The organism is Serratia sp. CY47444, assembly GCF_052168635.1.
In the GTDB taxonomy this organism is placed as follows: domain Bacteria; phylum Pseudomonadota; class Gammaproteobacteria; order Enterobacterales; family Enterobacteriaceae; genus Serratia; species Serratia bockelmannii.
In genome coordinates, this window is the sequence record NZ_JBJNMH010000033.1 from 1 (window position 1) to 25,825 (window position 25,825).

The following is a 25,825-nucleotide window of genomic DNA, read 5'->3' on the forward strand; positions in this document are numbered from 1 at the left end:
GATTGTCTGATAAATTGTTAAAGAGCAGTGAGTTAGGCGCTTTCGCTTGCTAACTCGAGGTGGCGTATATTACGCTTTCCTCTTTCAGAGTCAACCCTAATTTTCAGGATTTTTTCTCTTTCTTCCCGGCCGCTGTGTGAAGTGAATCACTTGCGCCGTGTCGATGGAGGCGCATTATAGGGATCCGAGTTTTTTGCACAACCCCTTTTTTGATCTTTTCTTTCTGTTTGCACACTTTTCAGCCCTTCCGGATGGATCTTGTGCGATCAGGGCCATTTTCCGCAGGATCCGGCGCTGAGATTGGTTGTAATTCCATCGTCAGAGTCTAGTATTGCCGGTAAATATGATCCCGAGGTGAGGCAGCACTATGTCCGATGCAGTACGTTCTTATCTTCAATACACCCCTAAACTCGGTCAGCGCGTCCTGATCGATCCTTCCAGCGTCGTCATCGGCGACGTCGATCTGGCGGATGACGTCAGTATCTGGCCGCTGGTCGCCATCCGCGGCGACGTCAATGCGGTAAAGATCGGCGCACGCAGCAATATTCAGGACGGCAGCGTACTGCACGTGACTCATCGCTCCGAACATAACCCTGACGGTTATCCCCTGCTGATTGGAGAAGACGTGACCGTGGGCCATAAAGCGATGCTGCACGGCTGCGCCATCGGCAACCGAGTGCTGGTCGGTATGGGATCGATCCTGTTGGACGGTGCAGTAATAGAAGACGACGTGATGATTGGCGCCGGCAGTTTAGTGGCGCCAGGCAAACGTCTGGCCAGCGGCTATCTCTATATGGGTAGCCCGGCACGCCAGATTCGGCCGTTAACCGCCGCCGAGTTGGAAGGGTTGCTTTATTCTTCGAACAACTATGTACGCTGGAAAGATGAATACCTGTCGGAAGACATCTGACAGCCCCCCGTTCCCTATAAAGAGAACGGGGCGGGATTTATGCCGCCAGTTCGCTGCGCAGCTGGCGCAATACCGGCTCGATCTCTGGCATTACGCCGTGCCAAAGCAGGAAGGCATGCGCCGCCTGCCCCACCAGCATACCCAGCCCATCGGCATATTCCGTTGCCCCCAGCTTCTGCGCCCAGGCTAGAAACGGCGTGACGCCCTGCTGATAAAACATGTCATAGCAACGGGTTTGCGCGTTAACTACGCCCGCAGGCAACGCCGGGACCTCCCCGCTGATGCCGGACGCCGTCGCATTGATCACCAGATCGAATGCTTGCTGATCACATTGATCCATCGGCGCCGCCGAGATCTCCCCCAGATGCCGGAAAACGTCGGCCAGCTCCCGAGCTCGGCTGAAGGTACGGTTGGTGATTGTTAACCGGCAGCCGAAAGACAGCAGCGGCAGGATCACACCGCGCGCCGCACCGCCGGCGCCCACCAGCAGAATGCGATCCTGCGGCCGGATCAATTGCTGACGCTGCAGATCGGTCAGCAAACCGATGCCGTCGGTGTTATCCCCCAATAGACCGCCATTCGGCAACACCTTTAGAGTATTGACCGCCCCGGCCATCGCTGCGCGCTCGCTCAGCTCAGAAGCGGCCGAATAAGCTCGTTCCTTGAAAGGCACCGTGACGTTCGCCCCCAGCCCTCCGGCGTGGATAAACGCCTGCAGGCTGGTTTCAAAACCGTCCAGCGGCGCCAGCACTGTTCCATAAGGATGCTCAATGCCGGTCTGGGCAGCAAACAGCGCATGAATTCGCGGCGACTTGCTGTGGCCGATAGGGTTGCCAAATACCGCAAACTTCTCCATGCCTATTACCTCTAGCCCTGACGGATCTGTTCGCCGGTCAGAACATCTCTGATTTCGGAAGGATTAAGACGGCCGCCCACCTCGCCGGCCAATACTGGGAAAGCTTCGCCGAATTGCCGTGTAACCTCATCGGCACTGCGGCACGGCTCCAGCCCGCTGAGATTGGCGCTGGTCGACACCAGCGGCTTTCCGTACTGCCGGCACAGCAGCTGCACCAACGGATGATCGCTGACGCGCACCGCCAGCGAGCTGAAACGCCCGGTCAACAAACGCGGCGTCTCCGGGCGAGCAGGCAACACCCAGGTTACCGGCCCAGGCCAGCTGGCAAACATCGTCGTGCGCTGCTGTTCGCTGAGCGCACTGTCGTCGATATAAGGTTTAAGCTGCGCATAGTCGGCGGCGATCAGAATCAGCCCCTTTTCCCACGGCCGCTGTTTCAGCGCCAGCAATGCATTGACCGCCTGTTCGCTGTCGGGATCGCAACCCAGGCCGAATACGGCTTCGGTAGGATAGGCAATCACCTGCTGTTGATGCAAAGCATCGATGATAGATAAAAGGTTCGGGCTTAATTCTGAGTTCATGATGTGATTATTCTGTAGTCGCGACGGGTTTTCCGCACAGCTTGCTGGCGCAGCACAGGACGGGCCCTTTTGCCGTGCGCTTTTCCATCAGCAGCGGATAATGGCAATAGGCGCATTCACCGGCGACAGGTTTAACATTGAGGGCGAACTGGCATTCCGGGTAACGATCGCAGGAATGAAAAACCTTGCCGTAACGCGACTTGCGCTGCAGCAGTTTGCCTTGGCCGCACTGCGGACAGGTAATGGCGGTTTCATCAGGCTTATCGATCACTTCAGTGTGATCGCATTGCGGATAATCGCTGCATCCGATAAACATGCCATAGCGCCCCTGGCGCAGCACCAACGTCGCCTGACACTTCGGGCACGGTTGCCCATCCAACACTTTGACGATATGCCCATCGGCCTGCGCTTTCAGCGGGCGAATATATTGGCATTCAGGATACTGGGAACAGCCGAGGAAGGGGCCGTGGCGACCGCTACGGATCACCAGCTCGGCCCCGCATTCCGGGCAGGGTTCATTTTGCCTGGCGGCAAAAATCGCGTTTTTTGTCATAACGTCTTCTATGCGCGTTATCGGCTCAATGCAGATAACCTTCGTTCACTTCAAACAACAGTTCTTCCATTTGCTGATAGGCGCTTTCATATCCGGGGATATTAAACAGCACCATCAACACGACCCATTTCAGATCTTCGAGATCGAATTCCGCATTATCCAAAGCCATAACGCGATCGATAACCATTTCACGGGTTTCGAGGTTCAATACCTGAATCTGTTCCAGGAACAGGAGAAAACCACGGCAGCCGGCGTCCAAACGCGCACCTTCCTCTTCGGTATAGATCCGCATTGCCAGCGGATCGGCATCCATAAAGTAAGGGGCATTTTGACCTTCTTGCAGGTCAGCCAACTTCTCAAGCCAATTCAACGCGTTGTAGATATCATCCCGATGAAACCCCGCCTGAGCGAGATCATCGGTCAGTTGATCCTGATCGACGCGCATCTCTGGTTCATTGTGGATATAAGTTTCAAACAAGTACATGAGTACGTCGAACATGGCTTGCCCTCCTTATTCGGACATAGCCGCCGGGTACAGCTGCGATCCACCCTGCTAACTCCAGTTCGAGTAACTTGATTACCACCACTGGCACAGGTTGGCCGGCACGTTCAGCGACGACGTCAACAGGTGTCACCTCATCTCCTACGTTAGCCAACACATCGGCAAATGGCAATTCAACTTCAGCCTGCGACGCACAAATAGTTGTATTTTCGTTCAGTGACAGCCATTGAAGGCCGCTTCCCAGCAATTCGGCGATATCTTTCGGCCCGGTGACCAGATGCGCACCCTGCTGGATTAACCAATGCGTACCCTCACTCATCGGGTTTCCCAATGGCCCAGGCAAGGCGAACACCTCACGCCCCTGCTCCAACGCATAGCGAGCCGTCACCAAGGTACCGCTGCGCAGCGAAGCCTCTATGACCAGAACGCCCAGGCTGAGCCCGCTGATAATACGGTTACGGCGAGGAAAATGGTCGGCCAGAGGCAAGTCGGTGACTAAATGATCTGAAATCACAGCGCCGCCCTGCTCGACTATCTGCTCCGCGAGCCGGCGGTGCCGGCGCGGATAGATATTGCCCAGCCCGCTACCCAACACCGCAATCGTGCAGCCACCGGCCGCCAGCGCCGCACGATGGCAAATACCGTCGATGCCGATAGCCAGACCGCTGGTGATGGTGAAGCCGCAACGCGCCAATTCCTCGGCAAAATGGTTAGCCCAACGTTCGCCGTAGTGGCTGAACTGCCGGCTGCCAACCATGGCGAGCTGCGGGTGCAACAACGCCTGAGGATCGCCCTCGATCAGCAAAAATAGCGGCGCATCGTCGATCTGGGCCAGGCGTTCGGGATAGCCGGCCGCCCCATAGTTCAGCATACGGTGCGCCGGCAGCTCCAACCAACGCAGGCTGGCCGACAGATAACCGGGATCCAACTGGTTGAACTGCGTCTGCTGCCGTTCGTTCAATCCCAGCTCATGCAGCACGCGGCGAGGCTCGCAACCCATTTGCGATAGCTGCTGCACGATCCGGCTGGCCACGACGGTCTGTAGCCCCGTTACCCCTCGCATCCGTAAAGCGATCTCTTCCGGCCGCATCGTCTGTTCCCTCAGCAAAAACGGTGGTATTACCAATCTGAGCAATTGGTGCACAATGCTGTCAATCAGGTCGGGAAATGTCTAGAATAGAGGTTAAACCTCGTTCATTACTCGGATACAGATCTAAAGATATATGTCAGTCTTGCAGGTATTACATTTCCCAGACGAGCGTCTGCGCAAAGTCGCAGCGCCGGTAAAAGAAGTCAATGCAGATATCCAGCGCATCGTGGATGATATGTTTGAAACCATGTACGCAGAGGAAGGCATTGGCTTGGCTGCGACTCAGGTGGATATCCATCAGCGCATTATCGTGATCGACGTCTCCGAGAATCGCGATCAGCGCCTGGTGCTGATCAACCCGGAGCTGCTGGAAAAAAGCGGCGAAACCGGCATCGAGGAAGGCTGTCTTTCCATTCCCGAGCAGCGTGCGTTAGTGCCGCGCGCCGCGCAGGTGAAGATCCGCGCACTGGATCGCGAAGGCAAACCTTTCGAACTGGAAGCGGACGACCTGTTGGCGATCTGCATCCAGCACGAGATGGATCACCTGATGGGCAAACTGTTCGTCGATTACCTGTCGCCGCTCAAGCGTCAGCGCATTCGTCAGAAACTGGAAAAAATGGCCAAGCTTCAAGCCCGCGCCTAACCGATCAGGAAATCAACGTGTCTGACTCTTTACGGATTATTTTCGCCGGAACACCAGACTTCGCAGCGCGTCATCTTGACGCGCTGTTGTCATCTGAGCACCAGATTGTCGGCGTTTTTACCCAGCCCGACCGCCCGGCAGGCCGCGGCAACAAGCTGACGCCCAGCCCGGTCAAAGTGCTGGCCGAGCAGCACCAACTGCCGGTATTTCAGCCCAAATCGCTGCGTCCCGAAGAGAACCAGCACCTGGTGGCCGATCTCAACGCCGACGTGATGGTGGTAGTGGCCTACGGGCTGATCCTGCCGCAGGCGGTGCTGGATATGCCGCGTCTCGGTTGCATCAACGTACATGGCTCGCTGCTGCCTCGCTGGCGCGGCGCGGCGCCGATCCAGCGTTCGCTCTGGGCCGGTGACAGCGAAACCGGCGTGACCATCATGCAGATGGACGTCGGTCTCGATACCGGTGACATGATGCACAAGATTGCTTGCCCGATTGAGAGCAGCGATACCAGCGCCAGTCTCTACGACAAGCTGGCACAGCTCGGCCCGCAGGGCATGTTGACTACGCTGCACCAAATGGCAGACGGCAGCGCCACCCGCGAAGTTCAGGATGAAGCGCTGGTCACCTACGCCGAGAAACTGAGCAAAGAAGAAGCTCGTCTCGACTGGACACTGTCCGCCGCACAGCTGGAGCGCTGCATCCGCGCCTTCAACCCTTGGCCGGTCAGCTATTTCACCATCGACGATCAACCGGTGAAAGTGTGGCAGGCCAGCGTACTGGCGCAAAGCGCCAACGCGGAGCCAGGCACCGTTGTCCATGCCGACAAGCACGGTATTCAGGTGGCGACTGCCGACGGTATCCTCAACCTGATCCAACTGCAGCCCGCCGGCAAGAAACCGATGTTGGCGCAAGACCTATTAAATTCACGTCGTGAATGGTTTACCCCGGGTAACCGGCTGTAAGTCACCCCACAGCCCGGCCGTTCATCGTCGGGCCGTTATTTTCTTAATGCCGATCGTTATCAGCTTCAGCCTATGAAAAATAATTACAATCTCCGCAGCATCGCTGCCAAAGCCATCGGCCAGGTACTGGATCAAGGGCAGTCGCTAAGCACTGTCCTGCCGGCACTGCAAACCTCCATCAGCGATAAAGACCGCGGGTTGCTGCAGGAACTGTGCTTCGGCACGTTACGTGTACTGCCGCAGCTTGAATGGTGTATTCAACAATTGATGGCCAAGCCGCTGACCGGCAAGCAGCGTACGCTGCACTATTTGCTGATGGTCGGCTTGTATCAGCTGTTGTATACCCGTATCCCGGCGCACGCCGTGCTGGCAGAAACCGTAGAAGGCGCGGTAGCGCTGAAACGCCCGCAGTTGAAAGGCCTGATTAACGGTGTCTTGCGGCAGTTCCAGCGCCAGCAGGAAGAGCTGCTACAGCGCGCGGCCAACAACGACAGCCGCTATCTGCACCCGAGCTGGTTGCTGAAACGCATTCAACAAGCTTATCCCGCCAACTGGGAACAGATCGTCGACGCCAATAACCAGAAGCCACCAATGTGGCTGCGCGTCAACCGCCTGCATCACAGCCGCGAAGCTTACCTGCAGCTGTTGACCGACACCGGCATCGCCGCGGAGCCTCATGCAGACTATGCCGACGCAGTGCGGTTGCTGGCGCCTTGCGCCGTGGCCGATCTGCCTGGGTTCGCCGACGGCTGGGTCACCGTGCAAGATGCCTCAGCCCAGGGCTGTGTCGATCTGTTGGATCCGCAAGACGGCGAACAGATCCTCGATTTGTGCGCCGCTCCTGGCGGCAAAACCACGCATATTCTGGAAGCGGCGCCGAAAGCGCACGTCATGGCCGTCGATATCGACGAACAGCGTCTGGCACGGGTGAAGGAAAACCTGCAGCGCCTGCGTTTGCACGCAGAAGTTAAGCTGGGCGATGGCCGCACTCCGCAACAATGGTGCGGTGACAAACAGTTCGACCGTATCCTGTTGGACGCGCCTTGTTCCGCTACCGGCGTGATCCGCCGTCACCCCGACATCAAATGGCTGCGCCGCGATCGCGACATCGCCGAACTCGCCGCGCTTCAGGCCGAGATCCTGGAAGCCGTCTGGCCGCATCTGAAATCGGGCGGCGTGATGGTTTACGCCACCTGCTCTATCCTGCCGGATGAAAACAGCAGCCAGATCGCCGCGTTCTTGCAGCGCCACGCCGATGCCAAGCTGGTTGAAACCGGCGATGCGCAGCGGCCAGGGCGGCAGAATATCCCGCATCCCGAGGACGGCGATGGCTTCTTTTACGCTAAGCTGATTAAAATGTAATTCTTCAGGGCGTGCTCGCGCGCCCTAAGTCTTTCAGTGTGAAGCAGAGAACACGATGAAAATAATTATTCTTGGTGCCGGTCAGGTTGGCGGGACGCTGGCGGAAAACCTGGTGGGTGAAAACAACGACATCACCGTCGTCGATACCGATTCCGGTCGGTTACGTCAGCTGCAGGATAAATTCGATCTTCGGGTGGTTCAGGGACATGGCTCCCATCCTCGGGTGCTGCGCGAAGCCGGCGCAGAAGACGCCGACATGCTGGTTGCCGTCACCAACTCCGACGAAACCAACATGATCGCCTGCCAGATCGCCTATTCTCTGTTTAATACTCCCAACCGTATCGCCCGCATCCGCGCGCCGGAATACATCCGCGAGTCGGAGAAACTGTTCCTGCCGGAAGCGGTGCCAATCGACCATCTGATTTCGCCGGAGCAGCTGGTCATTGACTATATCTACAAGCTGATTGAGTACCCCGGGGCACTGCAGGTGGTTAACTTCGCCGAAGGCAAGGTCAGCATCGCCGCGGTTAAAGCCTATTACGGCGGCCCGCTGGTCGGCAATGCGCTCTCTTCAATGCGCGAACACATGCCGCATATTGACACCCGCGTCGCCGCTATTTTCCGCCAGGATCGGCCGATCCGTCCGCAAGGCTCGACCATTATCGAAGCCGGTGATGAAGTGTTCTTCGTCGCCGCCTCACAGCACATCCGCGCGGTGATGAGCGAACTGCAGCGGCTAGAAAAACCGTATAAGCGCATCATGATCGTCGGCGGCGGCAACGTCGGCGCCGGCCTGGCCGCCAAGCTGGAAAAAGACTACAACGTCAAACTGATCGAGCGGAATCAGCAACGCGCCGCCGAACTCGCCGAACAGCTGCACGATACCATCGTGTTCTACGGCGATGCCTCCGATCAGGAACTGCTGGCCGAAGAGCACGTCGAGCAGGTGGATGTTTTCATCGCCATCACCAACGACGATGAGGCCAACATCATGTCCGCCATGCTGGCTAAGCGCATGGGCGCCAAGAAGGTAATGGTATTGATCCAGCGCCGCGCCTATGTCGATCTGGTGCAGGGCAGCGTGATTGATATCGCCATTTCGCCGCAGCAGGCGACCATCTCCGCCCTGTTGGGGCACGTGCGCAAAGCGGATATCGTCAGCGTTTCGTCGCTGCGCCGCGGCGTGGCGGAAGCGATCGAGGCGATTGCCCACGGCGATGAAAGCACGTCCAAAGTGGTCGGCCGCATCGTCGAAGATATCAAGTTGCCACCGGGGACGACCATCGGTGCGATCGTGCGTGGCGACGACGTGATCATTGCCAACGGCAACAGCAAAATCGAACAGGGCGATCACGTCATCATGTTTATTACCGACAAGAAATTCGTGCCTGACGTTGAACGCTTGTTCCAACCGAGCCCGTTCTTCTTGTAGAACGAATTTATTTGGCTATGGTCTATAATCGCGTGGTTGTTCTCTGCCTTGGGAGGAGATAAAACTTCTCTCCTTTTGTGGCAAAGGGAAATTGCTTTGTTAAACTTGAGTTATTAATTCTGCAAGGGGTGCGTTCTATGAGTATGTTGAAAGAGTTTCGCGAATTTGCCATGCGTGGCAACGTGGTCGATCTGGCCGTCGGTGTGATTATCGGTGCCGCATTCGGCAAGATCGTTTCGTCCTTCGTGGCTGATATCATCATGCCACCGCTGGGCTTACTGATCGGCGGCGTCGACTTTAAACAGTTCCATCTGGTATTACGTGAAGCTCAGGGCGCCGTACCGGCGGTGGTAATGAACTACGGTTCATTCATCCAAACCGTATTCGACTTCGTGATTGTCGCCTTCGCCATCTTCCTGGCGATTAAATTGATGAACAAAATGCGCCGCAAACAAGAAGAAGTGCCCGCAGCGCCGCCGGCACCTACCGCAGAAGAGAAACTGCTGACGGAAATCCGTGATTTGCTGAGCCAGCAACAGCAGCCAAAACTGTAAGACAGCGTTTGGTTATGCCAATAAAAAGCCACCTGATGAAGGTGGCTTTTTTAATACTTAAAACCAGAAGGCCAGTGGTAAATTATCGCTTGATACTTTACCACTGGCCTCCCAGTTACCGCCTTTGTTGTGTTTTTCTTTACGCCGATAGCTGCCTTTACCTTTCACATTCTTTTCTACCCGCTGACGGAATAGAGGATCATGCAGCAGCGCCTCAATGGCGTTATCTTGAATCTGGCCTTTGGTGTGACGATATTTCGTCATGATAATGCTCCTGTAAAATATGAGGGATAAAACGGGGCGATAATACTGCCGGCGATATAAAAATTAAAGTGCCGTCAGCAACCTTTTTTGCCTTTGTCATCGCTGGCGCCCTGTTCCAAAGCTTCCAGGATCGAACAATAATTGCTGGTATGGGCAGTGCCACAGCAGGCGTCGCTCAGCCGCTTCAACGATTCACGCATACGCGTCAGCTCAGCCAACTTGCTTTCCACTTCGCTCAGGCGCGCATCAACGATCGACTTTGACTCCTGGCAGGTATGATGCTCAGGATCGACGCGGATCGACAGCAGCTCAGCGATCGTTTCCAGAGTAAATCCCAACTGCTTAGCATAGCGAATAAAGCGCAGCCGTTGAAGATCCTGCTCGGTGTAGAGTCGATAACCGCCCTCGGTGCGGACATTGTGATCCATCATGCCCTGCTTTTCATAGTAACGCACGGTATCAGGCGTTACTTCGGCAAGCTTGGCCAACTGACCTATCTTGAACATTACTGCTCCTCTCGGGTGAACTTGCCATCCAGTGCGCACTGATATTCACCATGCAAGAAATCCGTGCTCATCCCAGCCTGACGCAATCGATGTTCCAACAGCAACATGCGCTTGCTGAGATCGACATAGTCTGGATGCTCACTGTTGATCCCTTGCAGTAAGCGAGCAACAGTTAGCGCCTCTTTGCGATCTTCCAGTTCCGGTGGCAAGTAACCGGCATTTTTCAGCAGACGGTAACCCGCGCGCAGTTCAGCCGGCACCGCGCTGTCATCTTCCAGCGCTAATGGTTGTCCCTGGCCGGGCAAATTGTCGAACTCGCCTTTATCTTGGGCATCAAGGATATGACGTTCCGCCCATTGATCGAGCAACCCCATGGCAAACAGCCTCGGTTAGCCTAATGATTAAGCCTTAGCATAGCGGATAGGGGCGAGGATCTTAAGCACAGCGGGGGAATTGCGCACATTTGGCTGAATTTGGACGTAAAAAAACCGGGCAAGCCCGGTTTTTTTACGCGTCTACAGATTACTCTGCAGTTGCCACTTCTGCTTGAGACTCAGCACGATCAACCAGCTCGATGTATGCCATCGGCGCGTTGTCGCCTGCGCGGAAGCCACACTTCAGAATGCGAGTGTAACCACCGGCACGGCTCGCGAAACGCGGGCCCAGCTCGTTAAACAGTTTTGCCACGATCTCGTTATCACGAGTACGGGCGAATGCCAGACGACGATTAGCTACGCTGTCGGTCTTGGCAAGAGTAATCAGCGGCTCAACAACGCGACGCAGCTCTTTTGCTTTTGGCAGGGTCGTCTTGATGATCTCATGACGAACCAAAGAGCCGGCCATGTTACGGAACATAGCCTGGCGATGGCTGCTGTTACGGTTCAGTTGACGACCACTCTTACGATGGCGCATGACCTTATCCTTCTCAGTAAAACCTTAACCTGTGATCCGGTTACTCGTCAGCAATGCTTGCCGGCGGCCAGTTTTCCAGGCGCATGCCCAGAGACAGACCACGTGAGGCCAGCACGTCTTTAATCTCGGTAAGAGATTTTTTACCCAGGTTTGGCGTTTTCAGCAACTCAACCTCGGTACGCTGTACCAGATCACCGATGTAGTGGATAGCTTCTGCCTTGAGGCAGTTAGCAGAGCGGACAGTCAATTCCAGATCGTCAACAGGGCGCAGCAAGATCGGATCGAACTCTGGTTTCTCTTCTTTAACTTCCGGCTGACGTACATCACGCAGGTCAACGAAAGCTTCAAGTTGTTCAGCCAGAATGGTGGCCGCACGGCGGATCGCCTCTTCAGGATCGATCGTGCCATTGGTCTCCATCTCGATGACCAGCTTATCCAAGTCAGTACGCTGTTCTACACGCGCAGCTTCAACATTGTAGGCGATACGCTCTACAGGGCTGTAGCAGGCGTCAACCAACAGACGACCGATTGGGCGCTCATCTTCTTCCGAATGAATTCGGGCAGAAGCCGGCACATAACCGCGACCGCGCTGAACTTTGATACGCATGCTGATAGCCGCGTTCTCATCAGTCAGGTGGCAAATCACGTGCTGAGGCTTGACGATTTCGACATCACCATCATGGGTGATGTCGGCAGCGGTCACAGGGCCAATGCCAGATTTATTCAGGGTAAGAATAACTTCGTCTTTGCCTTGAACTCTCACCGCCAGCCCTTTCAGGTTGAGCAGGATCTCCAGGATATCTTCCTGTACGCCTTCTTTGGTGCTGTACTCATGCAGTACACCATCAATCTCAACCTCGGTCACCGCGCAACCCGGCATAGATGAAAGCAGAATACGGCGCAGTGCGTTGCCAAGAGTATGGCCAAAGCCACGCTCTAAAGGCTCAAGGGTCACCTTGGCGTGCGTCGAACTGACTTGCTCGATATCTACCAGGCGCGGTTTTAGAAACTCTGTCACAGAACCCTGCATTGTGTCCTCTCTTTGGTACTAAGCTTTACTTGGAGTAAAGCTCGACGATCAGGTGTTCGTTAATGTCCGCAGACAGATCGGTACGTTCAGGCATACGCTTGAACACGCCTTCCATCTTAGCAGCATCAACTTCCAGCCAAGTCGGCTTTTCACGCTGCTCAGCCAGCTCCAGAGAAGCTTTAACACGAGACTGCTTTTTAGCTTTCTCGCGGATGCTGACTACGTCATTCGGAGATACCTGATAAGAAGCGATGTTAACAACGTGACCGTTTACCATAACTGCTTTGTGGCTAACCAGCTGACGTGACTCTGCACGAGTAGCGCCGAAGCCCATACGGTAAACAACGTTGTCCAGACGACCTTCCAGCAGCTGCAACAGGTTTTCACCGGTGTTGCCCTTCAGGCGGGTTGCTTCTTTGTAATAGTTACGGAATTGACGCTCCAGAATGCCGTACATACGGCGAACTTTCTGCTTCTCACGCAACTGAACACCGTAATCAGACAGACGCGGTTTACGCGCACCGTGCTGACCAGGTGCTTGTTCAATTTTACACTTGGAATCGATCGCGCGAACGCCAGACTTAAGGAACAGGTCTGTGCCCTCACGACGGCTCAGCTTGAGCTTAGGACCCAAATATCTTGCCATTTTCTTTCTCCAACAATCCTAAAAGCTGCGTTACACGCGGCGCTTTTTCGGCGGACGACAACCGTTATGAGGGATCGGAGTCACATCAGTAATATTAGTGATGCGGAAACCAGCCGCGTTCAGAGCGCGGATAGTAGACTCACGACCAGGACCAGGTCCTTTAACCATAACTTCCAGGTTCTTGATACCGTATTCTTTTACTGCGTCAGCACAACGTTCTGCTGCAACCTGTGCTGCGAACGGAGTGGACTTACGAGAACCACGGAAACCGGAACCACCGGCTGTTGCCCAACCCAAAGCATTACCCTGACGATCAGTGATGGTAACGATGGTGTTGTTGAAAGAAGCATGGATATGAGCCACGCCGTCAGAGACTTGCTTTCTTACACGCTTACGTGTACGAACAGGTGCCTTTGCCATTATTCAATAACCCCGATTATTTCTTGATCGGCTTGCGCGGACCCTTACGGGTACGAGCGTTGGTCTTGGTGCGCTGACCGCGTACCGGCAGACCACGACGATGACGCAAACCACGATAGCAACCAAGGTCCATAAGACGCTTGATGCTCAGGGTAATTTCACGACGCAAATCACCCTCAACGGTGTATTTGGCAACTGCATCACGAAGCTTTTCGATTTGCTCTTCAGACAGCTCACTGATCTTAACATTTTCAGCAATACCCGTGGATGCACAGATAGCCTGTGAACGGGTTTTACCGATACCGAAGATCGACGTTAAGGCGATAACGGTATGTTTATGATCAGGAATGTTAATGCCTGCTATACGGGCCACTATGCACTCCTACTATTTTATACAGCAACACCATTCTGAAAAGCCCGTTTTCAGGATACTCAAATAATGTTGCAGTGCGACATACAAAAGATTGGCTGGCTAATCTAGCCAGCTCAACCCAACTTTGCAAGAAAAATATGCGAGATAATCAGCCTTGACGCTGTTTATGCTTCGGCTCGGCGCTGCAAATCACACGAACGACACCGTTACGCTTAACGATTTTGCAGTTACGACATAATTTCTTGACGGAAGCACGAACTTTCATTTTTACTCTCCGTAACTTCTCAAACGAATCTGACTAGCGGTTATAGCCTTTCAGATTTGCTTTCTTCAATGCAGACTCGTACTGACTTGACATCATCAGAGTTTGCACTTGAGCCATAAAGTCCATGATGACGACAACCACGATCAGTAGCGAGGTACCACCAAAGTAGAATGGTACTTTCATTGCATCACGCATGAACTCCGGGATCAGGCAGATGAAAGTAATGTACATCGCGCCCACCAGGGTTAAACGCGTCATTACTTTATCGATATACTTCGCCGTTTGCTCTCCCGGACGAATTCCTGGTACGAAGGCACCGGACTTCTTCAGGTTATCTGCTGTCTCACGCGGGTTGAAAACCAACGCCGTGTAGAAGAAACAGAAGAAGATGATTGCAGACGCATAGAGTAACACATAAAGCGGTTGCCCTGGCTGCAAATACAGCGAAATCGTAGTCAGCCAGTTCCAACCGGTACCGCCCCCAAACCATGATGCAATCGTGGCCGGGAACAGAATAATGCTGGAAGCGAAAATCGCCGGGATAACACCCGCCATGTTCACTTTCAACGGTAAATGTGTACTCTGTGCTGCATAAACACGACGACCTTGTTGACGCTTCGCATAGTTAACGACGATACGACGTTGACCACGCTCGATGAAAACAACGAAGAAGGTTACTGCAAACACCAATACTGCAACCAACAGCAGCAGGAGGAAGTGCAGGTCGCCTTGCCGCGCTTGCTCGATAGTATGGGCCACTGCCGGCGGGAGCCCCGCTACAATACCCGCGAAGATAATGATCGAGATACCGTTGCCGATACCACGCTCAGTAATCTGCTCACCCAGCCACATCAGGAACATTGTCCCGGTTACCAGGCTCACAACCGCAGTAAAGTAGAATGCAAAGCCTGGGTTTAACACCAGGCCCTGCATACCAGGCATATTCGGCAGACCGGTAGCAATACCAATCGACTGGAATATGGCCAATACCAGCGTACCGTAACGGGTGTACTGGCTAATCTTGCGACGGCCAGCCTCCCCTTCTTTCTTGATTTCCGCCAACGCTGGATGAACCACCGTCAGCAGCTGGATAATGATCGATGCCGAGATATACGGCATGATCCCCAGAGCAAAGATAGAAGCACGGCTGAGGGCACCACCAGAGAACATGTTAAACATTTCAATGATAGTGCCTCTCTGCTGCTCAAGCAATTTGGCAAGCACAGTGGCATCGATACCAGGAATCGGAATGAAAGAGCCGATGCGGAAGACAATCAGCGCGCCGATGACAAACAAAAGTCTGCGCTTCAGCTCGCCGAGCCCGCCTTTAGCACTTTGAAAATCTAATCCTGGTTGCTTAGCCATCTGCTACTTATTCCTCAATTTTACCGCCAGCAGCCTCGATAGCAGCACGAGCGCCTTTGGTGACACGCAGACCACGCAGGGTTACCGGACGAGCGACTTCGCCAGAAAGTACAACTTTCGCGAATTCGATCTGGACACCAACTACGTTAGCGGCTTTCAGCGCGTTCAGGTCGATAACATCGCCTTCAACCAGAGCCAGTTCAGACAGACGAACTTCTGCCGTGATCATCGCTTTGCGTGAAGTGAAGCCGAATTTCGGCAGACGACGGTACAGAGGCATCTGACCACCTTCAAAACCACGACGTACGCCACCGCCAGAACGAGACTTCTGACCTTTGTGACCACGGCCGCCGGTTTTACCCAGGCCAGAACCAATACCACGACCTACACGCTTAGGCGCATGCTTGGCACCTTCAGCCGGAGACAGAGTATTTAAACGCATCTGTTACTCCTCAACTTTAACCATGTAGGAAACCAGGTTGACCATACCGCGAACAGCAGGAGTATCCTCGCGCTCTACGGTGTGACCAATACGACGCAGACCCAGACCGAGCAGAGTAGCTTTATGCTTCGGCAGACGGCCAATTGAGCTGCGAGTTTGTGTAACTTTAATAGTCTTAGCCATGGTCAATTACCCCAGAATGTCGGCAACGGATTTACCACGCTTAGCAGCGACCATTTCAGGAGACTTCATATTCGCCAGAGCATCGATAGTTGCACGAACCACGTTGATCGGGTTGGTGGAACCATAAGCTTTAGCCAATACGTTGTGCACCCCAGCAACTTCGAGAACGGCGCGCATTGCACCACCCGCGATGATACCGGTACCTTCATGAGCAGGCTGCATGAACACGCGAGAACCCGTGTGAGCGCCCTTAACAGGGTGCTGCAGGGTGCCGCTGTTCAGCGCGACGTTCATCATGTTGCGACGGGCTTTTTCCATCGCTTTCTGGATCGCTGCTGGAACTTCGCGTGCTTTGCCGTAGCCAAAACCAACGCGACCGTTACCATCACCAACTACAGTCAGTGCGGTAAAGCTGAAAATACGGCCACCTTTTACGGTTTTAGATACGCGGTTTACCGCGATCAGCTTTTCCTGCAGTTCGCCAGCTTGTTTTTCGATGTGAGCCATCTTAAACCTCTTCCTTAGAACTGAAGGCCAGCTTCACGGGCAGCATCTGCCAGTGCCTGGACTCGACCATGATATTGGAAACCGGAACGGTCAAAGGATACTTTCGCAATCCCTTTTTCCAACGCGCGCTCAGCCAGAGCTTTACCTACGGCTGCTGCTGCGTCTTTGTTACCGGAATACTTCAGTTGCTCCGCGATAGCTTTTTCTAAAGTAGAAGCGGCTACCAGTACTTCAGAACCGTTTGGAGCAATCACCTGTGCGTAAATATGACGCGGGGTACGATGTACCACCAGGCGGGTTGCACCCAGCTCTTGGAGCTTGCGGCGTGCGCGGGTCGCACGACGGATACGAGCAGATTTCTTATCCATAGTGTTACCTTACTTCTTCTTAGCCTCTTTGGTACGCACGACTTCGTCGGCGTAACGAACACCTTTGCCTTTGTAAGGCTCAGGACGACGGTAAGCGCGCAGATCTGCTGCTACCTGGCCAATAACCTGCTTATCAGCGCCTTTCAGCACGATTTCAGTTTGGCTTGGGCATTCAGCAGTGATACCTGCCGGCAGCTGGTGATCGATAGGGTGAGAGAAGCCCAGGGCCAAATTCACCACGTTGCCTTTAACGGCAGCACGATAACCAACACCTACCAGTTGAAGCTTTTTGGTGAAGCCTTCGGTAACACCAACAACCATTGCGTTCAGCAGAGCGCGCGTGGTACCCGCTTGAGCCCATGCGTTAGCAAAACCTTCGCGCGGAGCGAAAGTCAGTGCGTTAGCTTCTTGCTTCACTTCAACGGCGTCGTGGATAGTACGAGTCAACTCGCCGTTTTTACCCTTAATCGAAATAACCTGACCGTTGAGTTTTACCTCTACGCCGGCAGGAATGACGACGGGTGCTTTTGCAACACGAGACATTCTTTCCTCCCGAATTAAGCTACGTAGCAGATAATCTCGCCACCAAGACCAGCCTGGCGAGCTGCACGATCGGTCATAACACCTTTAGAGGTAGAAACAACAGCGATACCCAAACCGGCCATAACTTTTGGCAGCTCATCTTTTTTCTTGTAGATGCGCAGACCTGGACGGCTGATACGTTGAATGCTTTCTACCACAGCTTTGCCCTGGAAGTACTTCAGTACCAGTTCCAGAACAGGCTTGGCGTCGCCTTCGATTTTGAAATCTTCAATAAAACCTTCTTCCTTCAGCACGTTGGCAATTGCCACTTTCAGCTTGGAGGAAGGCATGGTGACCGCAACTTTGTTCGCGGCTTGACCGTTACGGATACGGGTCAGCATATCCGCGATCGGATCTTGCATGCTCATCTGTCTTTACTCCCGTGATTCAATTGGTAATTACCAGCTAGCCTTTTTCAAGCCTGGTACTTCACCGCGCATAGCGGCTTCACGAAGCTTAATACGGCTCAACCCGAATTTGCCCACATAACCATGTGGACGGCCAGTTTGGCGGCAGCGTTTACGCTGACGAGACGGGCTGGAATCACGCGGCAGAGTTTGCAGCTTGAGAACGGCATTCCAACGATCTTCATCGGATGCGTTCACATCAGAGATAATAGCTTTCAGTTCAGCGCGTTTTGCAAAGAACTTGTCAGCTAATTTCACGCGCTTGACTTCGCGTGCTTTCATTGATTGCTTAGCCATCAGTAACCCTGCCTTACTTGCGGAACGGGAAGTTAAAAGCAGCCAGCAGCGCGCGGCCTTCATCATCAGATTTCGCAGTAGTGGTAATGGTAATATCCAAACCACGAACGCGATCGACTTTGTCGTAGTCGATTTCTGGGAAGATGATTTGCTCACGCACGCCCATGCTGTAGTTGCCACGGCCATCGAATGACTTGGCGGACAGGCCACGGAAGTCACGGATACGTGGAACAGCAATGGAGATCAGACGCTCAAAGAACTCCCACATGCGTTCGCCACGCAGAGTTACTTTACAGCCGATCGGATAGCCCTGACGGATTTTGAAGCCTGCAACAGATTTGCGGGCTTTGGTGATCAACGGTTTTTGACCGGAGATAGCTGCCAGGTCCGCTGCGGCGTTATCCAGCAGTTTCTTGTCAGCAATCGCTTCACCAACACCCATGTTCAGGGTGATCTTCTCGACCCGAGGGACTTGCATGACAGAGTTGTAATCAAACTGAGACATCAGTTGTTTGACTACCTCGTCTTTGTAGTAATCATGCAGTTTCGCCATCGTATTACTCCAAATTACTTGATAGTTTCGCTGTTAGACTTGAAGAAACGGACTTTTTTGCCGTCTTCGAATCTAAAGCCTACACGGTCAGCCTTGCCGGTAGCCGCGTTGAAGATAGCAATGTTAGAAACCTGAATTGCAGCTTCTTTTTCCACAATGCCGCCTGGTTGGTTCAGAGCCGGAACCGGCTTCTGGTGTTTCTTAACCAGGTTGATGCCTTCAACAATGACCTTGCCAGCAGACAGGACATTTTTTACTTTACCGCGCTTACCTTTGTCTTTCCCGGTAATCACGATAACTTCGTCATCACGACGGATCTTCGCTGCCATGTTCGCTCCTTAGAGTACTTCTGGTGCCAGAGAGATAATTTTCATGAACTTCTCATTACGCAGTTCACGAGTTACCGGCCCAAAAATACGCGTACCGATAGGCTGCTCGCTGTTATTGTTCAAAATAACGCATGCATTGCCATCGAAGCGAATGACAGAACCGTCCGGGCGACGTACACCCTTCTTGGTGCGCACCACTACCGCCTTCAGAACATCGCCTTTCTTCACCTTACCGCGAGGAATTGCTTCCTTGATGGTAATTTTGATGATGTCGCCGACGCCTGCGTAGCGACGGTGCGAGCCACCTAGAACCTTGATACACATTACGCGACGTGCACCGGAGTTGTCGGCGACGTTCAGCATAGTCTGTTCTTGGATCATTTTAGTGCTCCGCTAATGTCAACTACTACTTTAAAGACCCAAGTAAAAATTAGGCCGTTGAAAAGCCCCATAACCGAGGGCGCAGCATTATAACACCGCTTACTTGGTATGGGTAGAAAAAATAAACGGCTCATTTTCTGAGCCGTTTATTAAGTGAGAGCCAGCTACTCTATTACAGAATCGCTTTCTCTACAACGCGAACCAACGTCCAGGACTTAGTCTTGGACAGTGGGCGGCATTCGCGGATTTCCACCACGTCGCCGGTACCACATTCGTTGTTCTCGTCATGTACGTGCAGCTTGGTCGTACGTTTGATGAATTTCCCGTAGATCGGGTGCTTCACAGTACGTTCGATAGCAACAACGATGGATTTCTCCATTTTATCGCTAACAACACGACCCTGCAGGGTACGGATAACTTCAGTCATTTACACACCCGCCTTTTGAGTCAGTAAAGTCTTAACGCGTGCGACGTCACGACGCACTTGTTTCAACAGGTGAGTTTGTTGCAGCTGGCCACTGGCCGCCTGCATGCGCAAGTTGAATTGCTCACGCAGCAGGTTGAGCAGCTCGGCATTCAGCTCTTCAACGCTTTTTTCACGCAGCTCTTGTGCTTTCATTACATCACCGTCTTAGTTACAAAGGTGGTTTTGATCGGCAGTTTCGCTGCTGCCAGTTTGAATGCCTCGCGGGCAACCTCTTCTGGCACGCCGTCCATTTCGTACAGGACCTTACCAGGCTGGATCAGGGCAACCCAATACTCCACGTTACCCTTACCTTTACCCATACGCACTTCCAGCGGCTTCTCGGTGATCGGTTTGTCCGGGAATACACGGATCCAGATCTTGCCTTGACGCTTAACTGCACGAGTCATTGCACGACGAGCTGCTTCGATTTGACGAGCAGTCAGACGGCCACGGCCAACAGCTTTCAGACCGAAAGTGCCGAAGCTAACATCCGTACCTTGCGCCAGACCACGGTTGCGGCCCTTGTGCACCTTACGGAATTTTGTACGCTTTGGTTGTAACATCAGCGACTCTCCTTACTTGCGGCCTTTACGCTGCTGCTTTTTAGGTTGAGCAGCCGGTTCCGGTTGTTCAACTGCAGCCATACCACCCAGGATCTCACCTTTGAAGATCCATACCTTAACGCCGATTACACCATAAGTGGTGTGCGCTTCAGATGTGTTGTAGTCGATGTCCGCACGCAGAGTGTGCAATGGAACACGACCTTCGCGGTACCATTCGGTACGTGCGATTTCAGCGCCGCCAAGACGGCCGCTTACTTCAACTTTGATACCTTTAGCGCCAAGACGCATTGCGTTCTGTACTGCACGCTTCATAGCACGACGGAACATAACGCGACGTTCCAGCTGAGAAGTGATGCTGTCAGCAACCAATTTAGCGTCGAGTTCCGGTTTACGGACTTCGGCGATGTTGATCTGTGCAGGAACGCCAGCGATGTCCGCTACGACCTTGCGCAGTTTTTCGACGTCTTCACCTTTCTTGCCGATAACGATGCCTGGGCGAGCAGTGTGAATGGTCACACGGATGCTCTTCGCAGGACGCTCGATAACGATGCGAGAAACGGAAGCTTTCGACAGTTCCTTAGTCAGGAATTGACGAACTTTAAAGTCGCTGTCCAGGTTGTCAGCGAATTCTTTGGTATTCGCATACCAAGTAGAGTTCCAAGGTTTGACAATACCCAGGCGAATACCATTAGGATGTACTTTCTGACCCATTGCTAGTCTCCAGAGTCTCAGCGATCGGACACAACCACAGTAATGTGGCTGGTGCGCTTCAGGATGCGATCTGCACGACCTTTCGCACGCGGCATAATGCGCTTCATGCTTGGGCCTTCGTCTACGAAGATTTTCGTAACTTTCAGATCATCGATGTCAGCGCCATCGTTGTGTTCTGCGTTAGCAATGGCAGACTCCAGCACTTTCTTAACCAGACCAGCAGCTTTCTTGTTGGTGTAGGTCAGAGTTTCCAGAGCTTGCGACACTTTCTTACCGCGAATCAGGTCAGCAACAAGGCGAACCTTCTGAGCAGAAGAACGAGCGTGGCGATGTTTAGCGATAGTTTCCATCTCTTCCTCCTACCTTAGCGCTTTTTAGCTTTTTTATCAGCCGCATGGCCGCGATAAGTACGAGTCGGCGCGAATTCACCCAGTTTGTGACCGACCATTTCATCGGAAACGAACACTGGTACGTGCTGACGACCATTATGGACAGCGATGGTCAAACCGATCATGTTAGGAAAGATCGTTGAACGACGGGACCAAGTGCGCAAAGGCTTCTTGTCACCGCTTTCCACCGCTTTCTCTACCTTCTTCAGCAAGTGCAGGTCAATAAAAGGACCTTTCTTGAGAGAACGTGGCATGGCTTATCCTCTAATTATTTTTTGCTACGGCGACGTACGATGAACTTATCAGTACGCTTGTTGCTACGGGTCTTCTTACCTTTGGTCTGAACGCCCCACGGAGTTACCGGGTGCTTACCAAAGTTACGACCTTCACCACCACCGTGCGGGTGATCTACCGGGTTCATCGCCGTACCGCGAACGGTAGGACGAACACCACGCCAACGTGCAGCACCTGCTTTACCCAGAACGCGAAGCATGTGTTCAGCGTTACCGACTTCACCCAGGGTGGCGCGGCAATCAGCTGGAACTTTACGCATTTCGCCAGAGCGCAGACGCAGAGTTACGTAGGAACCATCACGAGCAACGATCTGAACGTAGGCACCAGCGGAGCGAGCCATCTGGCCGCCTTTACCTGGTTTCATTTCTACGTTGTGAACCGTTGAACCAACTGGAATGTTGCGCATCGGCAGGGTGTTGCCCGCTTTGATTGCAGCATCAACGCCAGATTGAATCTGGTCACCAGCTTTCAGGCCTTTCGGCGCCAGGATGTAACGGCGTTCGCCGTCTTTGTACAGAACCAGCGCGATGTTCGCGGAACGGTTCGGATCGTACTCCAGACGCTCAACCACAGCAGGGATACCGTCTTTGTTGCGCTTGAAGTCAACCAGACGATAATGTTGCTTGTGGCCACCACCGATATGACGGGTGGTGATACGGCCATTGTTGTTACGACCACCGCTTTTGCTCAGTTTTTCCAGCAGCGGGGCATAAGGTTTACCCTTGTGCAGCTCAGGGTTAACCACTTTAACAACGTGGCGACGACCCGGAGATGTAGGTTTACATTTAACAATTGCCATTGTTCTTACTCCTCCGACTTACTCTGCGCCGCCGATGAAGTCCAGATTCTGGCCTTCTTTCAGGGTGACGTAAGCTTTTTTCCAGTCGCTACGACGACCAACACGCTGACCGTGACGCTTCACTTTCCCTTTAACTACCAGGGTGTTCACGTCTTCGACTTCGACTTCAAACAGTTTCTGCACTGCAGCTTTGATTTCTGCTTTGGTCGCGTCTTTGGCAACTTTGAGAACGATGGTGTTGCTTTTTTCCATCGCAGCGGATGCTTTTTCAGATACGTGCGGTGCACGCAGCACTTTCAGCAAACGTTCTTCACGGATCATGCCAGCATCTCCTCAACTTGCTTCACAGCATCAGCAGTCATAACCACTTTGTCGAAGGCGATCAGGCTAACCGGATCGATACCTGCTACATCGCGCACGTCAACCTTGTACAGGTTGCGAGCTGCCAGGAACAGATTCTCATCCAGTTCACCGGTCACGATCAGCACGTCTTCCAGAGCCATATCTTTCAGTTTCTGTGCCAGCAGCTTAGTTTTAGGCGCTTCTACAGAGAACTTCTCGACAACGATCAGACGATCTTGACGTACCAGCTCGGACAGGATGCTTTTCAGCGCGCCGCGGTACATCTTTTTGTTTACTTTCTGACTGTGGTCCTGTGGCTTAGCAGCAAAGGTCACGCCGCCTGAACGCCAGATCGGGCTCTTTACAGAACCTGAACGCGCACGGCCGGTGCCTTTCTGACGCCATGGCTTTTTGCCGGAACCAGTTACTTCAGCACGGGTCTTCTGAGCACGGGTACCTTGACGGGCACCTGCTGCATAAGCAACAACAACCTGGTGTACCAGCGCTTCGTTGAAATCACGACCGAAGGTAGTTTCGGAAACAGTCAGCGCGCTTTGCGCGTCTTTCAATACTAATTCCATTGCTATCCCCTTACGCCTTCACAGCTGGTTTAACGATCAGGTTGCCACCGGTTGCGCCCGGTACAGCACCCTTAACCAGCAGCAGGTTGCGCTCAGCGTCAACACGTACTACGTCCAGGCTCTGAACGGTTACGCGCTCATCACCCAGGTGGCCAGCCATTTTCTTGCCTTTGAACACTTTGCCCGGAGTCTGGTTCTGACCGATAGAACCCGGAACGCGGTGAGACAAGGAGTTACCGTGGGTAGCGTCTTGGGTACGGAAGTTCCAGCGCTTAACAGTGCCAGCAAAACCTTTACCTTTAGAAGTACCGGTAACATCGACTTTTTTAACGTCAGCGAAGATTTCTACGCTAATTTCCTGACCTGCAGCGAACTCTTGACCTTCTTCAAGGCGGAATTCCCACAGACCACGGCCAGCTTCAACGCCAGCTTTAGCGAAATGGCCCGCTTCCGGCTTGGTTACACGGTTAGCTTTTTTGCTACCAGTGGTAACCTGAACGGCACGGTAACCGTCGGTGTCCAGGCTTTTAACCTGAGTCACACGGTTCGCTTCAATTTCAATTACGGTTACTGGGATAGAAACGCCATCTTCAGTGAAGATACGGGTCATACCCACTTTTTTACCGACTAAACCAATCATTGTTTCAACCTCTCAATCGCTCAATGACCTGATTAACCCAGGCTGATCTGCACGTCTACACCGGCAGCCAGATCCAGACGCATCAGAGCATCAACGGTTTTCTCGGTTGGCTCAACGATGTCAACCAGACGCTTGTGAGTGCGAATCTCGTACTGATCGCGCGCGTCTTTGTTGACGTGCGGAGAGATCAGAACGGTAAAGCGCTCTTTGCGAGTTGGCAGCGGGATCGGACCACGGACTTGCGCACCAGTGCGCTTTGCAGTCTCGACGATTTCCGCGGTTGATTGATCGATCAGACGATGATCAAACGCTTTCAGGCGGATACGGATTCTTTGGTTCTGCATGAGACCAGAGCTCCAATTATTTATAAACGTAAATAATTACTCCTCACACCCATTTCGATTGATGGGGGAGTGTAATCGTCAACATATAACCCCCATATCGGGAGTATTGTTCGAAAGGCAAAAAAGGCCTGCCAATCGACTGATTCGCTAAAATCAGGCTTACCAAGATTAGGTAAGCCCGCGCATTATACGCAAAATGGCCCAGGAAGCAAGCCGCAGTTGGAAATATGCTCAGGAAATCGTCATTTTTGCGCGTTCAGTATCAGTTTGCGGGTTAGCACGGTGAGCAGGGAATGAATTATGCTTAGGGTGGGTTGAGCTCTCCCCTGCCCCGCCGTGAAAACGGCCGCCGGCAGGAGAGGCAATGGCGAATAGGCTGAAGGCTTTACTCTTTGCGCTCCAAAATCTGGGCCTGGGCATAGTTTTGAATACCGAGGCGAGCGATGAGGTCCAGCTCGGTTTCCAGCCAGTCGATATGCTCTTCTTCATCGGCCAGGATATCGATCATCAAATCGCGGCTGACATAATCGTGAATAGAATCGGCATAGGCGATACCTTCACGCAGGTTCTTGGCACCAGCCAGCTCCAGAGCCAGATCGGAACGCAGCATCTCTTCAATGTCTTCGCCGATGTTCAGCTTGCCGAGATCTTGCAGGTTAGGAAGCCCTTCCAGGAACAGGATACGCTCGATGTAGCGATCGGCATGTTTCATTTCGTCGATCGACTCGTGGTATTCCTTGTCGTTGAGGCGCATTAAGCCCCAATTCTTGAACATGCGGGCGTGCAGGAAATATTGATTGATGGCAACCAGCTCGTTGCCGAGCAGCTTGTTGAGGTGAGCAATGATCTTTTTATCGCCTTTCATAGGTAACTCCTCCTGGCCAGTTCTAAAAGTGTAGAACCTGTAAGCCAAGAGTCAAAAATAACCTTACCCTTTGTTAGGCAACTTCATGCATTGGGATGATAGTTCCGCGTTCCTCCACCATAATCTGTCTTGCCTGACGAATGCACTTTCCACAATCGGTACCAATCGGCACAAGTTCACGCAGCTGCTTCATGGTATGGGGATTGTGCTGACGCACCGCATTACGGATCGCTTTGTCAGTCACCGCATTACACAGACATACATACATAGAGAGACTCACTTCTTAACCAATGCATTGAGTCTAAATAGGAATGGTTTTTATTTCAATTAAGATTTGAGCAAATTGCATAAAAAAAGGGCACCGAAGTGCCCCTTTTTTGTGTCGAAAAATTATTCGCGATTAAGCGATAACTTTAGCAACAACACCAGCGCCTACAGTACGGCCGCCTTCACGGATTGCGAAACGCAGACCGTCGTCCATCGCGATTGGGTGAATCAGGGTTACAACCATGTTCACGTTGTCGCCTGGCATTACCATCTCTACGCCTTCTGGCAG

General features: G+C 53.1%; 44 protein-coding genes and 1 pseudogene. 6 read left to right on the forward strand and 39 right to left on the reverse strand.

Annotated features, from left to right (window positions below; all coding sequences use genetic code 11):
- Positions 1–367 precede the first annotated feature (367 nt).
- A complete protein-coding gene (locus ACJ8IL_RS24150; RefSeq protein ID WP_025304486.1) occupies positions 368–910 on the forward strand; it encodes a gamma carbonic anhydrase family protein in 543 nt (180 codons plus the stop codon).
- A gap of 37 nt (positions 911–947) precedes the next feature.
- On the opposite strand, the gene aroE is transcribed toward ACJ8IL_RS24150, so the two are convergent.
- The 5 genes from aroE to dprA are packed head-to-tail and all read right to left on the reverse strand — an operon-like array spanning position 948 to position 4,492.
- Complete coding sequence (aroE, locus tag ACJ8IL_RS24155) at positions 948–1,766, reverse strand: shikimate dehydrogenase (protein ID WP_197770609.1); 819 nt, start codon at positions 1,764–1,766, stop codon at positions 948–950.
- An 11-nt stretch (positions 1,767–1,777) separates the two neighbouring features.
- Positions 1,778–2,347: an L-threonylcarbamoyladenylate synthase type 1 TsaC gene (gene tsaC, locus ACJ8IL_RS24160; RefSeq protein ID WP_049203938.1), complete on the reverse strand. Its 570-nt coding sequence runs from the start codon at positions 2,345–2,347 to the stop codon at positions 1,778–1,780.
- Between the two features lie 7 nt (positions 2,348–2,354).
- The gene (locus ACJ8IL_RS24165) at positions 2,355–2,900 is read right to left on the reverse strand and encodes a DNA topoisomerase family protein (RefSeq protein ID WP_025304489.1); all 546 of its coding nucleotides are present in this window, start codon (positions 2,898–2,900) and stop codon (positions 2,355–2,357) included.
- 25 nt (positions 2,901–2,925) lie between these two features.
- A complete protein-coding gene (smg, locus tag ACJ8IL_RS24170; protein ID WP_025160381.1) occupies positions 2,926–3,399 on the reverse strand; it encodes a DUF494 family protein Smg in 474 nt (157 codons plus the stop codon).
- On the reverse strand, positions 3,371–4,492 hold the full coding sequence (dprA, locus tag ACJ8IL_RS24175; RefSeq protein WP_043138824.1) for a DNA-protecting protein DprA: 1,122 nt from the start codon (positions 4,490–4,492) through the stop codon (positions 3,371–3,373). Before dprA ends, smg begins: the two co-directional genes overlap by 29 nt.
- 133 nt (positions 4,493–4,625) lie before the next feature.
- Here dprA and def point away from each other — a divergent pair, with 133 nt between their 5' ends.
- The 5 genes from def (at position 4,626) to mscL (ending at position 9,445) form a co-directional block, all read left to right on the forward strand.
- Entirely contained in the window at positions 4,626–5,135 is a 510-nt protein-coding gene (gene def, locus ACJ8IL_RS24180; RefSeq protein WP_015379260.1) for a peptide deformylase, read from the forward strand.
- A 17-nt stretch (positions 5,136–5,152) separates the two neighbouring features.
- Positions 5,153–6,097 carry a methionyl-tRNA formyltransferase gene (gene fmt / locus ACJ8IL_RS24185; RefSeq protein ID WP_141999077.1) on the forward strand — a complete coding sequence of 315 codons (945 nt, stop codon included), beginning with the start codon at positions 5,153–5,155 and terminating at the stop codon, positions 6,095–6,097.
- Positions 6,098–6,169: 72 nt separating this feature from the next.
- Entirely contained in the window at positions 6,170–7,459 is a 1,290-nt protein-coding gene (gene rsmB, locus ACJ8IL_RS24190) for a 16S rRNA (cytosine(967)-C(5))-methyltransferase RsmB (protein ID WP_099817689.1), read from the forward strand.
- Positions 7,460–7,514: 55 nt separating this feature from the next.
- The gene (gene trkA / locus ACJ8IL_RS24195) at positions 7,515–8,891 is read left to right on the forward strand and encodes a Trk system potassium transporter TrkA (RefSeq protein ID WP_004929716.1); all 1,377 of its coding nucleotides are present in this window, start codon (positions 7,515–7,517) and stop codon (positions 8,889–8,891) included.
- A gap of 137 nt (positions 8,892–9,028) precedes the next feature.
- Entirely contained in the window at positions 9,029–9,445 is a 417-nt protein-coding gene (gene mscL, locus ACJ8IL_RS24200) for a large-conductance mechanosensitive channel protein MscL (protein ID WP_049208534.1), read from the forward strand.
- Positions 9,446–9,502: 57 nt separating this feature from the next.
- Here mscL and ACJ8IL_RS24205 read toward each other — a convergent pair whose 3' ends face one another.
- From ACJ8IL_RS24205 to tuf, 34 genes and pseudogenes are all read right to left on the reverse strand, one after another.
- Positions 9,503–9,709 (reverse strand): alternative ribosome-rescue factor A, encoded by a 207-nt coding sequence (locus tag ACJ8IL_RS24205; RefSeq protein WP_025304494.1) that lies wholly within the window; start codon positions 9,707–9,709, stop codon positions 9,503–9,505.
- A 74-nt stretch (positions 9,710–9,783) separates the two neighbouring features.
- Positions 9,784–10,215: a Zn(2+)-responsive transcriptional regulator gene (gene zntR / locus ACJ8IL_RS24210; protein WP_016930321.1), complete on the reverse strand. Its 432-nt coding sequence runs from the start codon at positions 10,213–10,215 to the stop codon at positions 9,784–9,786.
- Positions 10,215–10,589: a DUF1992 domain-containing protein gene (locus tag ACJ8IL_RS24215; RefSeq protein WP_049208531.1), complete on the reverse strand. Its 375-nt coding sequence runs from the start codon at positions 10,587–10,589 to the stop codon at positions 10,215–10,217. Before ACJ8IL_RS24215 ends, zntR begins: the two co-directional genes overlap by 1 nt.
- 148 nt (positions 10,590–10,737) lie before the next feature.
- Positions 10,738–11,127, reverse strand: coding sequence for a 50S ribosomal protein L17 (gene rplQ, locus ACJ8IL_RS24220; RefSeq protein WP_004929726.1), 390 nt, complete (start codon positions 11,125–11,127; stop codon positions 10,738–10,740).
- A gap of 40 nt (positions 11,128–11,167) precedes the next feature.
- A complete protein-coding gene (locus tag ACJ8IL_RS24225) occupies positions 11,168–12,157 on the reverse strand; it encodes a DNA-directed RNA polymerase subunit alpha (protein WP_002919219.1) in 990 nt (329 codons plus the stop codon).
- 25 nt (positions 12,158–12,182) lie between these two features.
- On the reverse strand, positions 12,183–12,803 hold the full coding sequence (gene rpsD / locus ACJ8IL_RS24230) for a 30S ribosomal protein S4 (protein ID WP_025304496.1): 621 nt from the start codon (positions 12,801–12,803) through the stop codon (positions 12,183–12,185).
- 30 nt (positions 12,804–12,833) lie between these two features.
- On the reverse strand, positions 12,834–13,223 hold the full coding sequence (rpsK, locus tag ACJ8IL_RS24235; RefSeq protein ID WP_004929731.1) for a 30S ribosomal protein S11: 390 nt from the start codon (positions 13,221–13,223) through the stop codon (positions 12,834–12,836).
- 16 nt (positions 13,224–13,239) lie between these two features.
- Positions 13,240–13,596 (reverse strand): 30S ribosomal protein S13, encoded by a 357-nt coding sequence (gene rpsM / locus ACJ8IL_RS24240; RefSeq protein ID WP_004929734.1) that lies wholly within the window; start codon positions 13,594–13,596, stop codon positions 13,240–13,242.
- Positions 13,597–13,744: 148 nt separating this feature from the next.
- Positions 13,745–13,861 carry a 50S ribosomal protein L36 gene (gene rpmJ / locus ACJ8IL_RS24245; protein WP_002227352.1) on the reverse strand — a complete coding sequence of 39 codons (117 nt, stop codon included), beginning with the start codon at positions 13,859–13,861 and terminating at the stop codon, positions 13,745–13,747.
- Between the two features lie 33 nt (positions 13,862–13,894).
- A complete protein-coding gene (secY, locus tag ACJ8IL_RS24250; RefSeq protein ID WP_004929740.1) occupies positions 13,895–15,226 on the reverse strand; it encodes a preprotein translocase subunit SecY in 1,332 nt (443 codons plus the stop codon).
- Positions 15,227–15,233: 7 nt separating this feature from the next.
- Positions 15,234–15,668: a 50S ribosomal protein L15 gene (gene rplO, locus ACJ8IL_RS24255; protein ID WP_004929742.1), complete on the reverse strand. Its 435-nt coding sequence runs from the start codon at positions 15,666–15,668 to the stop codon at positions 15,234–15,236.
- A gap of 3 nt (positions 15,669–15,671) precedes the next feature.
- Complete coding sequence (gene rpmD, locus ACJ8IL_RS24260) at positions 15,672–15,851, reverse strand: 50S ribosomal protein L30 (protein WP_048232028.1); 180 nt, start codon at positions 15,849–15,851, stop codon at positions 15,672–15,674.
- 6 nt (positions 15,852–15,857) lie between these two features.
- Complete coding sequence (rpsE, locus tag ACJ8IL_RS24265) at positions 15,858–16,358, reverse strand: 30S ribosomal protein S5 (protein WP_004929747.1); 501 nt, start codon at positions 16,356–16,358, stop codon at positions 15,858–15,860.
- 14 nt (positions 16,359–16,372) lie between these two features.
- Positions 16,373–16,726, reverse strand: coding sequence for a 50S ribosomal protein L18 (gene rplR / locus ACJ8IL_RS24270; RefSeq protein ID WP_004929748.1), 354 nt, complete (start codon positions 16,724–16,726; stop codon positions 16,373–16,375).
- Between the two features lie 9 nt (positions 16,727–16,735).
- On the reverse strand, positions 16,736–17,269 hold the full coding sequence (gene rplF, locus ACJ8IL_RS24275) for a 50S ribosomal protein L6 (protein WP_004929751.1): 534 nt from the start codon (positions 17,267–17,269) through the stop codon (positions 16,736–16,738).
- 14 nt (positions 17,270–17,283) lie between these two features.
- On the reverse strand, positions 17,284–17,676 hold the full coding sequence (rpsH, locus tag ACJ8IL_RS24280; RefSeq protein WP_004929753.1) for a 30S ribosomal protein S8: 393 nt from the start codon (positions 17,674–17,676) through the stop codon (positions 17,284–17,286).
- A 30-nt stretch (positions 17,677–17,706) separates the two neighbouring features.
- A complete protein-coding gene (gene rpsN / locus ACJ8IL_RS24285; protein WP_004929754.1) occupies positions 17,707–18,012 on the reverse strand; it encodes a 30S ribosomal protein S14 in 306 nt (101 codons plus the stop codon).
- Positions 18,013–18,025: 13 nt separating this feature from the next.
- A complete protein-coding gene (gene rplE / locus ACJ8IL_RS24290; RefSeq protein ID WP_004929756.1) occupies positions 18,026–18,565 on the reverse strand; it encodes a 50S ribosomal protein L5 in 540 nt (179 codons plus the stop codon).
- A 14-nt stretch (positions 18,566–18,579) separates the two neighbouring features.
- Positions 18,580–18,894 carry a 50S ribosomal protein L24 gene (rplX, locus tag ACJ8IL_RS24295; protein WP_004929758.1) on the reverse strand — a complete coding sequence of 105 codons (315 nt, stop codon included), beginning with the start codon at positions 18,892–18,894 and terminating at the stop codon, positions 18,580–18,582.
- Positions 18,895–18,903: 9 nt separating this feature from the next.
- The gene (gene rplN / locus ACJ8IL_RS24300; RefSeq protein ID WP_000613954.1) at positions 18,904–19,275 is read right to left on the reverse strand and encodes a 50S ribosomal protein L14; all 372 of its coding nucleotides are present in this window, start codon (positions 19,273–19,275) and stop codon (positions 18,904–18,906) included.
- A 172-nt stretch (positions 19,276–19,447) separates the two neighbouring features.
- The gene (rpsQ, locus tag ACJ8IL_RS24305; protein ID WP_004929760.1) at positions 19,448–19,702 is read right to left on the reverse strand and encodes a 30S ribosomal protein S17; all 255 of its coding nucleotides are present in this window, start codon (positions 19,700–19,702) and stop codon (positions 19,448–19,450) included.
- Complete coding sequence (gene rpmC, locus ACJ8IL_RS24310; RefSeq protein ID WP_004929762.1) at positions 19,703–19,894, reverse strand: 50S ribosomal protein L29; 192 nt, start codon at positions 19,892–19,894, stop codon at positions 19,703–19,705.
- Positions 19,894–20,304 (reverse strand): 50S ribosomal protein L16, encoded by a 411-nt coding sequence (rplP, locus tag ACJ8IL_RS24315; protein WP_004929764.1) that lies wholly within the window; start codon positions 20,302–20,304, stop codon positions 19,894–19,896. Before rplP ends, rpmC begins: the two co-directional genes overlap by 1 nt.
- A gap of 12 nt (positions 20,305–20,316) precedes the next feature.
- Positions 20,317–21,015 carry a 30S ribosomal protein S3 gene (rpsC, locus tag ACJ8IL_RS24320; RefSeq protein ID WP_004929766.1) on the reverse strand — a complete coding sequence of 233 codons (699 nt, stop codon included), beginning with the start codon at positions 21,013–21,015 and terminating at the stop codon, positions 20,317–20,319.
- Between the two features lie 17 nt (positions 21,016–21,032).
- The gene (gene rplV / locus ACJ8IL_RS24325; RefSeq protein ID WP_002223844.1) at positions 21,033–21,365 is read right to left on the reverse strand and encodes a 50S ribosomal protein L22; all 333 of its coding nucleotides are present in this window, start codon (positions 21,363–21,365) and stop codon (positions 21,033–21,035) included.
- A gap of 14 nt (positions 21,366–21,379) precedes the next feature.
- Positions 21,380–21,658: a 30S ribosomal protein S19 gene (gene rpsS, locus ACJ8IL_RS24330; protein ID WP_004929772.1), complete on the reverse strand. Its 279-nt coding sequence runs from the start codon at positions 21,656–21,658 to the stop codon at positions 21,380–21,382.
- A gap of 14 nt (positions 21,659–21,672) precedes the next feature.
- Complete coding sequence (gene rplB / locus ACJ8IL_RS24335) at positions 21,673–22,497, reverse strand: 50S ribosomal protein L2 (protein WP_004929775.1); 825 nt, start codon at positions 22,495–22,497, stop codon at positions 21,673–21,675.
- Positions 22,498–22,515: 18 nt separating this feature from the next.
- On the reverse strand, positions 22,516–22,818 hold the full coding sequence (gene rplW, locus ACJ8IL_RS24340; RefSeq protein WP_004951179.1) for a 50S ribosomal protein L23: 303 nt from the start codon (positions 22,816–22,818) through the stop codon (positions 22,516–22,518).
- A complete protein-coding gene (rplD, locus tag ACJ8IL_RS24345) occupies positions 22,815–23,420 on the reverse strand; it encodes a 50S ribosomal protein L4 (protein WP_004929779.1) in 606 nt (201 codons plus the stop codon). The genes rplW and rplD overlap by 4 nt, the downstream gene beginning before the upstream one ends.
- Positions 23,421–23,430: 10 nt before the next feature.
- A complete protein-coding gene (rplC, locus tag ACJ8IL_RS24350) occupies positions 23,431–24,060 on the reverse strand; it encodes a 50S ribosomal protein L3 (protein WP_015379265.1) in 630 nt (209 codons plus the stop codon).
- 32 nt (positions 24,061–24,092) lie between these two features.
- Positions 24,093–24,404 carry a 30S ribosomal protein S10 gene (rpsJ, locus tag ACJ8IL_RS24355; protein WP_001181005.1) on the reverse strand — a complete coding sequence of 104 codons (312 nt, stop codon included), beginning with the start codon at positions 24,402–24,404 and terminating at the stop codon, positions 24,093–24,095.
- A gap of 385 nt (positions 24,405–24,789) precedes the next feature.
- Positions 24,790–25,269: a bacterioferritin gene (gene bfr / locus ACJ8IL_RS24360; protein WP_019456183.1), complete on the reverse strand. Its 480-nt coding sequence runs from the start codon at positions 25,267–25,269 to the stop codon at positions 24,790–24,792.
- 73 nt (positions 25,270–25,342) lie between these two features.
- On the reverse strand, positions 25,343–25,537 hold the full coding sequence (gene bfd / locus ACJ8IL_RS24365; protein WP_015379266.1) for a bacterioferritin-associated ferredoxin: 195 nt from the start codon (positions 25,535–25,537) through the stop codon (positions 25,343–25,345).
- 132 nt (positions 25,538–25,669) lie between these two features.
- Positions 25,670–25,825: pseudogene (tuf, locus tag ACJ8IL_RS24370) on the reverse strand (elongation factor Tu); the annotation flags it as partial.